This window comes from Streptomyces koelreuteriae (assembly GCF_018604545.1).
Taxonomy (GTDB): Bacteria; Actinomycetota; Actinomycetes; order Streptomycetales; family Streptomycetaceae; genus Streptomyces; species Streptomyces koelreuteriae.
The window spans coordinates 3,824,304-3,838,268 of sequence record NZ_CP075896.1; the positions used below are offsets into that span (position 1 = coordinate 3,824,304).

Annotated in this window: 15 protein-coding genes; 2 read left to right on the plus strand and 13 right to left on the minus strand. The window is 71.9% G+C overall.

Annotated elements, in window-relative coordinates:
• Positions 1-8: 8 nt before the first annotated feature.
• The 11 genes from mpaP to KJK29_RS17085 form a co-directional block, all read right to left on the minus strand.
• The gene (mpaP, locus tag KJK29_RS17035; RefSeq protein ID WP_215120017.1) at positions 9-1,649 is read right to left on the minus strand and encodes a daptide biosynthesis intramembrane metalloprotease; all 1,641 of its coding nucleotides are present in this window, start codon (positions 1,647-1,649) and stop codon (positions 9-11) included.
• Positions 1,650-1,830: 181 nt separating this feature from the next.
• A complete protein-coding gene (locus KJK29_RS17040) occupies positions 1,831-1,983 on the minus strand; it encodes a daptide-type RiPP (protein WP_215120018.1) in 153 nt (50 codons plus the stop codon).
• Between the two features lie 62 nt (positions 1,984-2,045).
• On the minus strand, positions 2,046-2,204 hold the full coding sequence (locus KJK29_RS17045) for a daptide-type RiPP (protein ID WP_215120019.1): 159 nt from the start codon (positions 2,202-2,204) through the stop codon (positions 2,046-2,048).
• 47 nt (positions 2,205-2,251) lie between these two features.
• Positions 2,252-2,410, minus strand: coding sequence for a daptide-type RiPP (locus KJK29_RS17050; protein WP_215120019.1), 159 nt, complete (start codon positions 2,408-2,410; stop codon positions 2,252-2,254).
• A gap of 65 nt (positions 2,411-2,475) precedes the next feature.
• A complete protein-coding gene (locus KJK29_RS17055) occupies positions 2,476-2,631 on the minus strand; it encodes a daptide-type RiPP (protein WP_215120020.1) in 156 nt (51 codons plus the stop codon).
• Between the two features lie 93 nt (positions 2,632-2,724).
• On the minus strand, positions 2,725-3,924 hold the full coding sequence (gene mpaC / locus KJK29_RS17060) for a daptide-type RiPP biosynthesis dehydogenase (RefSeq protein ID WP_215120021.1): 1,200 nt from the start codon (positions 3,922-3,924) through the stop codon (positions 2,725-2,727).
• A 4-nt stretch (positions 3,925-3,928) separates the two neighbouring features.
• A complete protein-coding gene (gene mpaD, locus KJK29_RS17065) occupies positions 3,929-5,194 on the minus strand; it encodes a daptide-type RiPP biosynthesis aminotransferase (RefSeq protein ID WP_215120022.1) in 1,266 nt (421 codons plus the stop codon).
• Positions 5,191-6,201, minus strand: a complete 1,011-nt coding sequence (gene mpaM / locus KJK29_RS17070; protein ID WP_215120023.1) for a daptide-type RiPP biosynthesis methyltransferase — start codon at positions 6,199-6,201, stop codon at positions 5,191-5,193. Before mpaM ends, mpaD begins: the two co-directional genes overlap by 4 nt.
• 11 nt (positions 6,202-6,212) lie before the next feature.
• Positions 6,213-7,259, minus strand: coding sequence for a daptide biosynthesis RiPP recognition protein (mpaB, locus tag KJK29_RS17075; protein WP_215120024.1), 1,047 nt, complete (start codon positions 7,257-7,259; stop codon positions 6,213-6,215).
• 98 nt (positions 7,260-7,357) lie between these two features.
• Positions 7,358-8,338 carry an LLM class flavin-dependent oxidoreductase gene (locus KJK29_RS17080; RefSeq protein WP_215120025.1) on the minus strand — a complete coding sequence of 327 codons (981 nt, stop codon included), beginning with the start codon at positions 8,336-8,338 and terminating at the stop codon, positions 7,358-7,360.
• 49 nt (positions 8,339-8,387) lie between these two features.
• Positions 8,388-8,720, minus strand: coding sequence for a hypothetical protein (locus KJK29_RS17085; RefSeq protein WP_215120026.1), 333 nt, complete (start codon positions 8,718-8,720; stop codon positions 8,388-8,390).
• 302 nt (positions 8,721-9,022) lie between these two features.
• Here KJK29_RS17085 and KJK29_RS17090 point away from each other — a divergent pair, with 302 nt between their 5' ends.
• A complete protein-coding gene (locus KJK29_RS17090) occupies positions 9,023-10,027 on the plus strand; it encodes a helix-turn-helix transcriptional regulator (RefSeq protein WP_215120027.1) in 1,005 nt (334 codons plus the stop codon).
• A 79-nt stretch (positions 10,028-10,106) separates the two neighbouring features.
• Here KJK29_RS17090 and KJK29_RS17095 read toward each other — a convergent pair whose 3' ends face one another.
• Entirely contained in the window at positions 10,107-10,634 is a 528-nt protein-coding gene (locus tag KJK29_RS17095; RefSeq protein WP_031142427.1) for a YbjN domain-containing protein, read from the minus strand.
• Positions 10,635-10,801: 167 nt separating this feature from the next.
• Between KJK29_RS17095 and KJK29_RS17100 the strand changes: the two genes are divergently transcribed.
• Positions 10,802-11,293 (plus strand): hypothetical protein, encoded by a 492-nt coding sequence (locus tag KJK29_RS17100; protein WP_251057831.1) that lies wholly within the window; start codon positions 10,802-10,804, stop codon positions 11,291-11,293.
• Positions 11,294-11,315: 22 nt separating this feature from the next.
• Here KJK29_RS17100 and clpB read toward each other — a convergent pair whose 3' ends face one another.
• Positions 11,316-13,913, minus strand: a complete 2,598-nt coding sequence (clpB, locus tag KJK29_RS17105; protein ID WP_215120028.1) for an ATP-dependent chaperone ClpB — start codon at positions 13,911-13,913, stop codon at positions 11,316-11,318.
• Positions 13,914-13,965: the final 52 nt, after the last annotated feature.

The window sequence follows — 13,965 nt, forward strand, 5'->3', positions numbered from 1 at the left end:
CTCCAGGGTCAGAAGGGCAGGAACGGAAGCACGTAGGTGCGGTGCAGGGACTTCCACAGGGGCACGCTGCCGAGCTCGACCTCGGCGGTGCCGGTGGCCGGCGCGGGGGTACGGGCGAGGTCCAGCGGATAGGCGGTCGAGTCCATGAGCACGGTGTCTCCCACGTCGACGGGGAAGTACGCGGAGACCGGGACCTCGGTCTCGCCGGACGGGGCGGATCCCACCCGGGCGGTGGCGACGGGGTCGTTCAGCATCAGGCCGTTCGTCCGCAGCGTCACCTGCTGCCCGGGGCGTATCCGGTCGGTCGGGGAGCCCTCCGGCAGGACCAGGCGGGTGCCGCCGGCGTCGGTGACGTAGGCGGCGGCCGCCGTCTGACGGGCCGGCAGGAACATCGCGGCGCACGCGAGAGCGGCCAGCAGCGTGCAGACGGCTCCGGCCCGGAGCGGGCGGACGCCGGCGGCCTTCACCTCGGCGGCGAGCCGGAGGGCGCCGCGGATCACGATCCACGCGAGGTACGAGAGTCCGGAGGCGGCCATCAGGAGCCCCACCCAGCCGACCCGCTGAAGGGTGCCGAGCCAGGTGTGGAGGGCGGCGCTCAGGAAGTACACGGGGAAGGCGAGGCAGGCGAAGCCGTACGCGATGGTCCAGCGGGTGGGCAGTTCGCGCTGGTAGGTGCCGCCGAACAGGAACCGGGCGAGCGTGCGGCGGGCGTCGGCCATGGCGCGGTCGCGCAGGTAGGGGATGTCCACATGGCTCATGAGGGCGATGTAGCCGTCGAGTTTGATGAACGGCGTCAGGTTGAGCAGGGCCGTTCCGTAGCTGGTGACCGCGAAGAAGAGCAGGCAGGTCTTGGCGGTGCCGTCCGTCATGGGCCAGGCCGCGAGGGCCGAGGCGGCCGCCAGGGACGTCTGGACCGCCGGCCCCGCGAGGGCCGTGTGGACCCGCTGCTTGCGGGCCGGAAGGCGCCAGGCGTCGGAGACGTCGCAGAAGAACGCCGGCATCAGGTAGAAGAGCATGACGCCGATGCGTGAGGGGCGGCCCCCGTAGCGGATGAGCACGGCGGCGTGGCCCAGCTCGTGGATGGACACCCCGAGCAGCAGAGCGAAGAGCACTCCGGCGAACGTGCCTGCGGACAGGGGGCTGTTCAGCGTCACCGCGACCGCTTCCCACTGGGCCGCGAGGGCGACGACACCGAGCAGGACGCAGAGCAGTGCGGCCGCCACGGCGCCCCGGGAGAAGAGGCGGGCGAACAGCGGGCCCAGGGCCTGCATGGTGCGTCCCGGCCGCAGCAGCGTGAGCTGGAGCGTCATGGGCGGGACGATCTGGAAGCGGGGGGCGACGGCGGGTGCCGGGGTCTCCCCGTCGTCGAGCAGCTTGAGCGAGTCGAGCCGCGAGATCGCGCTGCCCACCCGCTCGGTGTTCCAGGCACCGCCCAGCCGGGCGGCGAGGGTCTCGTGGTCGCGCTCCCCGTCCAGCTCCTGGACGAGATCCGCGACCTTCTCGTTGATCCGTACATAGCGGGCGCCGTGCTGGAGGACCCAGTCGCCCTGGCCGTCGGCCGGCGAGTGGACCTCGGCGCTCGGGGCGAGGCGGGGGCGCCGGGCGTGGGCCGGGACGGTGGGCGGTGGTGGACTCGTGACAGCGCTCATGGAGTTTCCTATCGGGACGGCTGCGGGGAGTGGGAGAGCGCGGTGCACCCTTGCGGGGTCCGGCCGGACGGGCCGGCCGGACCACCGCAGATCCTCGGTGTCGCCCGAGGGGGCTCCAGCTTGCGAAGGGGAGCCGGCTACTCCGTCTCCCGTCGCGTCAGTGCGCTCGCCGGTGTCGCTCTCAGGTGAGGGTGATGGAGGTGGCGACGGAGGCGCTGATGGCCGTGCCGACGGAGACGCCGGTCCAGAAACCGGGGGCCTCGAGGGCCTCCAGCTCCTGCATCTCCAGCTCGACGGGCTCGATGTTCTCGACGGTGCCCAGGTTCTCGCTCATGTCAGGTGCCTCTCTGCGGAGTTCTACGGAGTGATGTGAGTGGTGCGACGATTGCCGGGCGATCAGGTCAGGGTGACCGAGACGCCGACCGAGACGCCGGTGGAGAAGGCGACGCTCCAGGTGCCCCAGCCCGGGGCCTCCAGGGCCTCGAGCTCCTGCATCTCCAGCTCGACGGGCTCGGCGTGCTCGATGTTCTCGACGGTGCCCAGGTTCTCGCTCATGTCAGATGCCTCTCTGAGAAGTTCTTCTTGGGGGTTCTGGGCAGTGATCAGGTCAGGGTGACCGAGACGCCGACCGAGACGCCGGTGGAGAAGGCGACGCTCCAGGTGCCCCAGCCCGGGGCCTCCAGGGCCTCGAGCTCCTGCATCTCCAGCTCGACGGGCTCGGCGTGCTCGATGTTCTCGACGGTGCCCAGGTTCTCGCTCATGTCAGGTGCCTCTCTGAGAAGTTCTGCGGACGGGGTGGTGGATCGGGCCGGCGGGACCGGCTCGGTCAGGTGAGGCTCCAGGCGACGGAGACGATCGAGATGCCGACGCTGACGCCGGCGCTGGTGGCCCAGCCCGGGGCCTCCAGGGTCTCCAGCTCCTGCATCTCCAGCTCGGTGCCGAGCTCCTGCAGCTCCTGCTCGACCGAGTTGTTGTGCGCCATGGTGTTCTCCTCGTGTTGTGGGTTCGGTGATGCCGATCGGTGCGGGTATTGCGGATGTTGCGGGTGGTGCTGGTGCTCCTCCGGGTCAGGCGCTCAGGCCGCCGGGAGGGGTTCGGGGGAACCGGCCGTGGAGGCGGTCGGCTCGGTGGCCTCGGCGAGGAGCGCGACGATGTCGTCGGCGCTCAACCCGGCGAGGGTGGGAAGTCCGGCGCCCCAGGCGCGCACGCTGCGCAGAGCGATGGGGTGGCGCAGGTGCGGGGCGAGGTGCACGGTGCGGTCGATCCGCCAGCGCAGCATGAGCTGTTCGAGACCGTCGTCGGGCCGCGGCGCGAGCCAGGGGGCCCGCTGCCGCAGTCGCTCCCACAGCCTGTGGACGCGGTCGGCGCTGCCGAAGCGCGTGTCGCCCCGCAGGGCCTGCCGCCACACGACCGGCCACAGTGCGGACACCGCGCGCATCTTGGCCAGGCCCAGCGTGGTGGAGAGCTCGTTGGCGAGGGCCCAGCACTTCACCGCGTACGGGTTGCGGCCGATGTTGATAGCTCCGTGCTGGCTCTCGGCGCTGAGCCGGGCGGCCCGCAGCCTCCCGGGCGCCGGGGCCGGCAGTCCGGCGGCGAGGCACCGGGCCAGTTCGTCGCCGACCGTGAGCAGGCGGCCCGCCAAGTCCTCCACTGCGGCGTCCTGTTCGGGAAGGTCGAGGATGTCGCTGCTGTACGGGATGACGGTCCTGAAGATCGCTTCGAGTACGCCGTCCATGACGAGGTGCCCCGGGAGGGTCTCGGTGGCCTCGGGCACCCGGAGTGCGGCGCGGGGGCGCAGGCACTCCCCCATGGCGATGCGTTTGCCGTCCCGGTGGGGGAAGCAGGCCACGGGTCCCGACTCGCTGCCGGTGCCCAGGGTGGTGGGGACGGCGAGGACCTCGGCGTGTTCCCCCCACGGCAGCGGGAGCGCCACCAGTCCGCTGCGCTGCCCGGAGGTCAGGTAGCGCAGGAGTTCGGGGCGGCGTCCGACAGCGGCGGTGAGCTTCGCGAAGTCGAGGGTGCTGCCCCCGCCGACACCGACGACCAGCTCACCGGGAGAGAGCCGGGAGGCGGCGGCCTCGACGGCCGGCATCCCCGCGTCCGCCGGGGTGACCGCCCGGGTGGGCGTGAACCCGGCGCGGGCGGTCTCGGCGAGGACCTTCCGGGTGACGGCGTGGTCGGCCACGGCCGGGTCGGCCAGGACGGTCACGCCGGTGGGGCGCAGTTCCCGCAGCAGGACGGGAATCCGGTCGTAGGTGTCGAGGGAGACGGGCACGGTGTCAGCTCCTCGCGGCCAGGGAGGGCGCCGGCAGCAGGCTGTCGAGTCCTTCCTCGACGCAGGTCATGAGCTCGGCGACCTCGGCGGGGCTGTAGGTCAGGGAGGGCACGAGCTGGATGCCGGAGGGTCCGGGGTGGACGATGGCGCCCGCGTGCCGGATGCGGGTGACGAGGTCGGCGACGTCCGTGCCGGCCAGGGCGCGGCCGTCCGGGTGGGTCAGATGCAGGGTGCGGAAGCAGCCGACGCCGGTGAGGTGGGTGGCGAGGGGGTGCCGCTCGACCAGTTCCGCGAGGCCCTGCTGGAGCCAGGCGGCGACGTTGCGGCCCGCCGTGACCGCGTCGAGGCGCTCCATCTCGGAGATCGTGGCGCTGATGGCGGCGCAGGCGAGGGCGGTCGCGCCCTGGGTCTCGGCGTGGGCGAACATCGTGTCGTGCTCGACCAGGGGCCGGGTCACCCGGTGGGACATCACCAGGGCGGCGGCGGGGCAGGCGCCGTTGGTCAGGCCCTTGGAGGTGACGAGTACGTCGGGCAGGCCCGGCCAGCTCTCGGAGGCGAACCAGCTTCCGGTGCGGCCGAAGCCGGTGGCGACCTCGTCGGCGACCAGGAGGAAGCCGTGCTCGTCGCGCAGGCGGACCAGTTCGGCCACGAACGACGCGTCGAGCGGGAGGGTGCCGGTGCCGACGACGGGTTCCACGACGACCGCGGCGACCTGGCTGCCGAGGGCGGCCATCAGCCGGCCGAGTTCGGCGGTGTCGTTCGGGGTGACGTGGCGGATCAGCCGCTGGTCCACTCCGTAGACCCGCTGGCCCAGGTCCTCCCCGGTCAGGGCGAACCCGCCGAAGGTCAGTCCGTGGAAGCTGCCCCGCAGGGCGACCACCAGGTTGCGGCCGGGCTGCCCCTGTGCGGCGTGATGGATCCGCGCCAGTTTCATGACCGCGTCGTTGGCGACTCCGCCGCCGGTGGAGAACAGCACCCGGTCGTAGTGGCCGGGCCCGCAGACCCGCAGCAGGTCCTCGGCGGCGCGGCGGGCGTAGCTGTTCTCGAAGCGGAAGGCACCGAGGTAGGAGGCGTGCTGGGCGGCTTCGGCGATGGCCTCGGCGATGCGGGGGTTGCCGTAGCCGAGGTTCACGTTCCACAGCCCGCTGTCGGCGTCGAGTGCGGTGCTGCCGTCCGCGAAGGTGACGCGGTGTCCGGCGGCGCCGACGGCGCAGAGGCTGTCGTCGCCGTGGCTGGAGGGCGGTATGAGGTAGGGCCAGAGCGCGGTCATCGGGAGGCTTCCGTGGTCAGGAGTGTCACGCGGTGACGCTCGCCGGGCGGGGAGAGGAGCTGGCGGGAGGTGATGGTCAGGCCGGACGCGGCGAGCTCTTCCTCCAGGCGCGGCAGGTCGAGGACGGCCACGCGGTCCGTACAGACCGTGACAGGGCTGTCGCCTCGCGGCGGGTCGGCGGGCAGCAGGGTGACCGTGCGGCTGTCGGCGCCGGCGGGCCAGTGCTCGTACAGCTCGTAGACGGTGCCGCCGGCTCCGGTGACCCGCACGGCCGTCTCGTCGGGGGCGTCGCAGTCGCCCCGCTCCAGGACGGTCAGCAGGAACCGGCCGCCTTCGGCCAGGTGTGCGAGGACGCCGCGGTACAGGCCCGCGCGGCCGTCCTCGTCCAGGAGCGAGAGCGAGGTGGTGCCCAGCAGGATGCGCGGGAACCGCTGTCCGAGCGCGAAGCGGGACATGTCGCCCCGCACCACGGTGCAGCGCTCTCGCATCGACGCCGGAGCCCGGTCCAGTGCGGTCCGCAGCAGCGCCAGCATGTCGGTGGACAGATCGAGGGCGGTGACCTCCCGGCCGATGGCGAGCAGCGGCAGCGTGAACCGCCCCGAGCCGGCCGCGAGATCGAGCACGGGTCCGGGCGTCGTCCGCACGGCGGTCAGCAGGGCCCGGGTCTCCGGGTCGTCGTAGGTGGCGAGGTCGTGGTAGAGCGGGGCTCCGAGGGCGTCGTACAGCCCGCAGACCCGGGCCCGGTCACCGAGCGCGGCGATCCGGCGGGCGGCAAGGGTGGATGCGTGGGCCGTCGCGGCCTCGTACCGCGTCGCGGGCCTGTCGCCCGTCGCGGTCTCATGGCCCGACGTGGACCCATTGCCCTTCCCTGCCTCGCGGCCCGACGTGGACCCATCGGCCGCCGAGGTCTCGCGGACCGTCACAGACCCGTCGGTCGCCGCGGTCTCGCGGGCCCGCGTCGTCTCATGGACCGTCGTCGTCTCGCCGACCGTCGTCGCGACGGGCATCGCGGGGGCGCTCATCGCGCGGCCGCCGGAACGCGCACCGGTGCGGGCAGCGACAGGTCGTGGCGGGAGAACAGGTCGGCCAGCTGGTCCAGCTCGGCGGCGGGGACGAGGTCGCCCGGCTCTCCGGAGGTCGCGAGGAGGCACTCCAGGGCCTGGGCGGCCCGGCGGTCGACGGCGAACAGGCGGCTGCCGGCCACGATGTGCGCCTCCCCGTCCCCGCCCCCGTACAGCACGATCGGCAGGGTCGGGTCCGCCAGGTCGGCGTCGGCGCCGGTCTCGGCGAGGCCGGGCGTCAGCCGGGAGCCGAACCCGGAGACCCGCAGTCCGGTGGCTCCGCGTGCCATGAGGCCGCGCAGCGCGCCGACGGCTTCGAGGTAGCGGGCCAGGAAGGGGCGTGCGCGCAGGGCCTCCGCCCGTGTCCCGGCCGGCAGTGCCGCGTCCAGCGCGGCGGCGCCGGATCCGGTCCGGGCGAAGCGTTCGGTGAGGGTGCCGAGGGTGTCGTCGAGCGTGCCGAGCACCGCTCCGGTGGGGCTGGTGGACAGCTGCCCGTTCCGGTCGGCGTAGAGACGCAGGGCCGGTCCGTCCGCCGGGTCGGGAGCACCGCTCAGGGCGGCCGGGTCGGCCAGCAGCACCGAGGAGGTGATGAGGAACTCGGGGAAGACGCCCTCGGCGAGCGCCCGGTCGGCGTCGGCGAGGAAGGCCTCGAAGTCGTTGCCGTCGAAGACGCGTATGACGGTCGGGCCGAAGACGGTCATGAAGGGACTGGCGGCGTAGGCGTGGGTCTGCAGGAAGAAGTCCTGGCCGTTGGAGAACTCGTCGCCGGGTTCCGTGAGGCTGCCCTGGTAGCCGACGGCGGGGGCGAGAACGCCGGTGCCGTCGTCGGGTGCCAGCAGCAGGGTGCGGGGGCCGACGAGCCCGGCGGCCGTGACGGCGGGGATGTGCGCCGCGTCGGCCAGGACGAGCGTGCCGACGCCGGGGCCGGCGGGCCCGGCGAGCGGGGCGGCGGTGGCCCAGGAGATGAGGTGCTGCTTCAGGCGTGCACGAGCTGTCATGTCCATGCCAGATGGGTCCTTTACTGGTCTGCTTCCCCCTCTGCGTCCGGGCAGCAGGGAATCGGGTTCGAGCGGTCAGCCACGAGCGGGCGGCGAGCGATCGGTCAGTGCGGTGCCGTCACCGACCGCAGGATCGCCGACAGGTCCGCGAGCGACTCCTGGGCTCCGAAGAGCTTGTGCACGGCGGTGGTGTTCAGGACGATCTCGTCCACCCCCACCTCTTCGTAGGCCCGGAGCGCCTTGACCACCTGCGGCAGATCGCCGCCCGCGAACGCGCCGGTCTCCACGACACCGCGCGCCACGTCCTCGATCCGCCCCGAACCGACGTCCACACCGGCCCGGCCGAGCATGTCCAGATAGTGCGGGGCCTGCATGTGCGGCGCGTTTCCCGCCAGAGCCAGCCGTTCGGGCCCGGCGCCCTCGCGCCCCTCCTTCTCCAGTCCCGCGGGAACCATGGCGACGACACGGGGCAGTGACGTCCGCCCCGCCCGCGCCGCGCCCTCCGCCACCGCGGGCAGGATCACGTCCCGCAGATATCCGGGCGGCGTCAGCCAGGTGATCACGACGTCCGCCACCTCGCCCGCCAGCCGGGCCATACCCGGCCGCAGCACACCCAGGCCCACGTCGACCCTGGGTGCCGCGGCCGGGGCCAGCTGGCCCCGGAAGGTGAAGTGCGGGCCGTCCATGGCGACCGTCTCGCCGTCGAGCAGCCGGCGCACGGCCGTCACGTACTGGCGCGCCACCTGGAGCGGCTTCTCGTACGGCGCTCCGAGGATGTTCTCCTGGAAGGCCCTGGCTCCCGGGCCGAAGCCCGCGATCACCGGTTCCCCGGTGGCCAGGGCCACGGACCGCGCTTGCAGAGCCGCCTCGTACGGGTGGCGCAGGGGCATCAGCGTGACGCCGAAGCCGGTCGGGACCCGGAACCCGGCCCCGGCCAGACCGGTGAAGGTCTGGTGGGGCTCCATCACCATGGCCTGTCCCTGCCAGAGGCGCCTCGCCCCGGTCCACCGGACCAGTCCGGCGAAGGGGAGTGCCTGCTCCAGACGGCGGGGTACGCAAGGGAGGAGCACGGAGTAGTCGGTCATGGCGTCGGGTTCTCCTGGGTCGTGATGTCGGGCCGGCCGCTGCCGCTGACTACTTCCAGTCGTTGTTGTTCTTCGGCAGCGCGACCGGGCCGGGCAGCAGGTCGCCGATGAGCTGGAGCCACGCGAGGGGGTCGGCGCCCGGGACGAACGCCCTCCCGTTGCCGGCCCCGCGCTCCGACGCCGACGCGGCAACCGTCTCCGTCGCCGCGACCGTCTCCGTCACCGCCGCCGACTCCGCCACCGTCCGGCTCCCCGCCGGCTTCTCGGCGGCGAAGGCCGTTCCCTGGCCCGCCAGGGCGATCATCCCCGCGGTCAGCAGACCGACGACGACGTGTCCACGACGACGGAACGACTTCGTGCTGCGGGACGTGGCGCGGTTCACGGATGTCTCCTCGATGCTCGATGCGGCGTTTTCGTTCTGCGCTGTTCGCGCTGCCTTGCGAGAACGACTCTGCCGTCTGGCGAGGGCCGCCACGAGGCCATTCGCGCGCAGCTTGCTGCACACGCGGATTCCTCAAGTTGCAGCGGCGGCCCTCACGCCCCGCCCGCCCGCCGTCACCGAATTGGCTGTGCGATACCAGAACTAACGGACATATGTTGATAATCCGTCATTGACAGTCGAGTGCGGGCGCTCAAGGATTCCAGGGACCGCATGTGTGATCGATCATCAACAGGGGGAGACACATGGGCAATCCGCTTGCTTTCCTGGGCGTGAACGAGGAAGAGGAACGGCTGTACCGCACCCTCCTGAGACGCGGCTCGTCCTCGCCTGCGTCCGGCACCCAGGAACCCGGTCCGGACTCGCACCCGCCGTTCGAGGAGTCGGCCCTGGACCGGCTGGTGGCGTTGGGGATCGCCACCCGGAACACCCAGGGCGCGGTCCGCCCGGTCCCTCCGCCCCGGGCCGTGGACGCGTTGATCGACGGCCGGCTGCGCCGCCTGCGGGAGGAGCTGGAGAGCGAGGCCACACGGCACTCGGTCATCGAGTCCCTGTTCCTGGAGCGCCTGACCGCCCCCTCCTCGCCCCGCTCGGACGCCGCCGACGGCGGCCAGATGATCACGCAGCTGCACGGAATCGAGGCCGTCCGGGAAGCCATCGACGAGCTGACCTTCTTCGCCCGGACCGAGGACCTGACCACCGAGCCGACCGGCGTCCTGACCGAGGAGTCGATCGCCGTCTCGCACCCGATCAACATGCGGTTGCTGCGCCGTGGCGTGCGGATGCGCATGATCATGGGGTCCGCGATCATGCAGGACGACACCACGCTCACCTATATGCGTGAGCTCGTCTCGCACGGTGCCGAGGTGCGGATCTCCCACCACCCCATCGAGCGCGTGATCATCGTCGACCGGTCGGCCGCGCTGACCCCGATCAACCCCGCGCACACCTCGGTGGGGGCGCTGCTGGTGCGTGAACCCGGACTGGTGGCCACGCTGGTCACGCTCTTCGAGCGCATGTGGGAGGCGGCGGAGGAACTCCCCGGCGAGGACGCGGACATGCCGTCCGACATCGAACGCGAGATCCTCGCCCTGCTCAGGGAGGCCGACAAGGACGAGACCGCGGCGCGGCGCCTCGGGGTGTCGGTGCGCACCTACCGCAAGCACCTGTCCACGATCATGCGCCGCCTCGGCGCCGCGAACCGGGTGGAGGCCGCGCTGCTCGCCCACGAGAAGGGCTGGCTGAGCTGAAAAGGCGTACGGCGCGTACAGCACGTACCTGTCCTGCTCGTACGCGCCGACGCGCCGCTGGGGCGGGGCCTCGGGGGGCCTACTCCTCGTCCTCGGGCTTCTCCGCCTCGTTGATCTCCTCCTCGAGACCGAGCTGCTCGATGAGCCACTTGTCGAACTCGATCGCCGCGCGCACCCAGCTGACCGTCGAGGAGACGAAGTGCTCCAGGCTGACGCCCATGCCGATCAGCATCTGGGCCTCGCCGATGAGGCGGACCGTGCCGTCGTCGTGGGTGTGGCTGTAGACCTTGGGCCACAGGGTGCGGCGGTTCCAGTCGTCGATCGACTCCAGGATCTGCGGCTTCGCCTCGATCTCATGGGGCCGGTCGTAGAACGTCCGCACGGAGAAGACCTGCTGGTCTCCCTCACCCCGGAACATGAAGTAGGTGCGGAACTGCTCCCACGGCGCCGCGAGGTCACCCTCGTCGTCGACGACGTACTTGAGCTCCATCTGGTCGAGGAGCTGCTTCACGAGGTCCTGATCCGGGACGACGGGGCCGGCCGGGCCGCCGGGCTGCGGCTCGGGCTGGCCCCCGAAGTTCGGAATCGAGGACGGGTCGATGGTCACCGTGAATTTCCCTTCGTACGGATTCCGCCATCCTCCCCCATGCGGGGAGGGGGGTGGCAAGCCCCGACAGACCCTGTCAGCCCTCGGCTGACACGATCCGGACAGGCGCAACCTCCGAGTACCCGGGCCCGTCCTCCTCACCGGCGGACATGGAGGAGGGGATCACCGTGGCGGCAGCGGACGACCGGCCGGAAACGGGCAGGGGGCGCACCCGGTGGGGAGTGGCCCTGCCGATCCTGGCCCTGCCCGTGCTCGTCCTCGGGTTCCTGATCATCGGCCTGTTCACCTGGGCGCTGTCGGACGAGGACGACCCCCGCGCGGGCGGCCCGGCGAAGGTGTCCTGCGCGGAGGCACTGGGCTTCGGCGGAGCCCAGCGCCCCGCGAACGCCCGGCCCGACCGCTGCACCATGCAGCACGGCATCGACATCGCGTACACGGCGGTGCTGCGGATGCCGCGCGAGGACGTACGCGGCTGGCTGCGGGAGACGTATCCGCACGCGCCGGAGATCCGCACGGGCGACCCCTGCGGCGCCCTGTGTCTCGATGTGACCCACGAGGACGGACTGCCCGCCTCGGCCGAGGCACACGTGGTGCAGGTGCGGGTGGAGTACGTGAACGCCGAGACCGCGCTGGTGCGGTTCTCGGCGTTCACGATGTGAGGCGCGTTCACGATGTGAGGCGCTAGAGCGTCTTGCCCGTCGCCGGGCCCACGATCAGGCCCTCCTCGTAGCGGTCCACCCGGACCGTGTCGCCGTCCTTGATCTCGCCGGAGAGGATCTCCTTGGCGAGGCGGTCGCCGATGGCGGACTGGACGAGGCGGCGCAGCGGGCGGGCGCCGTAGGCCGGGTCCATGCCCTCCTCGGCGAGCCAGGCCAGGGCCCCGGGCGTGATGTCCAGGGTGAGGCGCCGCTCGGCGAGGCGCTTGGCCAGGCGCTCCAGCTGGAGCTTCGCGATGCGCTCCAGCTCGGGCTTGGTCAGCGCGGCGAAGACGACCAGGTCGTCCAGGCGGTTGAGGAACTCCGGCTTGAAGGAGGTCCGCACCACCTCCAGGACCTGCTCCTTCTTCTCCTCCTCGCTGGTCACCGGGTCGACCAGGAACTGGCTGCCCAGGTTCGACGTCAGCACCAGGATCGTGTTGCGGAAGTCGACCGTGCGGCCCTGGCCGTCGGTGAGCCGGCCGTCGTCCAGCACCTGGAGCAGGATGTCGAAGACCTCGGGGTGGGCCTTCTCCACCTCGTCGAGGAGGACGACGGAGTACGGCCGTCGGCGCACGGCCTCGGTGAGCTGGCCGCCCTCCTCGTAGCCGACGTATCCGGGCGGGGCGCCGACCAGGCGGGCCACGCTGTGCTTCTCGCTGTACTCCGACATGTCGATACGGACCATCGCCCGCTCGTCGTCGAAGAGGAAGTCGGCGAGGGCCTTGGCCAGTTCGGTCTTGCCGACGCCGGTCGGGCCGAGGAAGAGGAAGGAGCCGGTGGGGCGGTCGGGGTCGGCGATGCCGGCCCGGGAGCGTCGTACGGCGTCGGAGACCGCGCGCACCGCCTCGGTCTGGCCGATGAGACGCTTGCCCAGCTCGTCCTCCATACGCAGCAGCTTCTGCGTCTCGCCCTCCAGCAGGCGCCCGGCCGGGATGCCGGTCCAGGAGGCGACGACGTCGGCGATGTCGTCGGAGCCGACCTCCTCCTTGACCATGGTGTCCTTCGCGACCTCTTCCTCGGCCTCGGAGGCGGCCTCCAGCTCCTTCTCCAGAGCGGGAATCTCGCCGTAGAGGAGCTTGGAGGCGGTGTCGAAGTCGCCGTCGCGCTGGGCGCGTTCGGCCTGGCCGCGTACCTCGTCGAGGCGTTCCTTCAGTTCACCGACGCGGTTGAGGGACTGCTTCTCCTTCTCCCAGCGGGCGGTGAGGCCGCGCAGCTCCTCCTCCTTGTCGGCGAGGTCGCGGCGCAGCTTGTCCAGGCGCTCGCGGGAGGCGGCGTCGGTCTCCTTGCCGATCGCCAGCTCCTCCATCTTCAACCGGTCGACGGCGCGCTGGAGTTCGTCGATCTCGACGGGCGAGGAGTCGATCTCCATGCGGAGGCGGGAGGCCGCCTCGTCGACGAGGTCGATGGCCTTGTCGGGCAGGAAGCGGGAGGTGATGTACCGGTCGGACAGCGACGCGGCGGCGACCAGGGCGCTGTCCGCGATCTGCACCTTGTGGTGGGCCTCGTAGCGCCCCTTGAGTCCGCGCAGGATCGCGATGGAGTCCTCGACGGTCGGCTCGGCGACCAGCACCTGCTGGAAGCGGCGCTCCAGGGCGGGGTCCTTCTCGATGCGCTCGCGGTACTCGTCGAGGGTCGTCGCGCCGACCATGCGCAGCTCACCGCGCGCGAGCATCGGCTTCAGCATGTTGCCGGCGTCCATGGCGGAGTCGCCGCCCGCCCCGGCCCCGACGACCGTGTGCAGCTCGTCGATGAAGGTGATGATCTGCCCGTCGGAGTCCTTGATCTCGGCCAGGACGGTCTTCAGCCGCTCCTCGAACTCGCCCCGGTACTTCGCCCCGGCGACCATCGCGCCCAGGTCGAGCGCGACGAGCCGCTTGTCCTTCAGCGACTCGGGCACATCGCCCTTCACGATCCGCTGGGCGAGCCCCTCGACGACGGCGGTCTTGCCGACGCCGGGCTCGCCGATCAGCACGGGGTTGTTCTTCGTCCGGCGGCTGAGCACCTGCACGACGCGCCGGATCTCCTGGTCCCGCCCGATGACCGGGTCGAGCTTCCCTTCCCGCGCGGCGGCGGTGAAGTCGGTGCCGAACTTCTCCAGAGCCTTGTACTGCCCCTCGGGGTCGGCCGTGGTCACGCGTCGCTGTCCCCGTGTCTTCTGGAAGGCGGCCTGCAGCTTCTTGGCGTCGGCGCCCTGCTGGGCGAGCACCTCGCCGGCCGCGCCGCCCTTCGCGGCGATGCCGATGAGCAGGTGCTCGGTCGACAGGTACTCGTCGCCGAGCTCCTTGGCGCGGGCCTGCGCGTCGGCGACGACGGCGAGCATCTCGCGGTTGGGCTGGGGCGGCGCGACGGTGGAGCCGGTCACACTGGGCAGCCCGGCGAGCACGCGCTCGGCGCCCGCCCGTACGGCCGCCTGGTCGGCGTCGACCGCCGCGAGCAGATCGGTGATGTTCTCGTTGTCCTGGCCTTGAAGCAGCGAGAGCAGCAGATGGGCGGGGGTGAGGTCGGGGTGCCCCTCGGTCACGGCCCGGTTGCTGGCCGCGTTGATCGCGTCCCGGCTCCGGTTGGTCAGCTCGGCGTCCACGTTCGCGTTCTCCTCCTCCTTGCACTGACCCGATCAGCACACCGACTGAGTG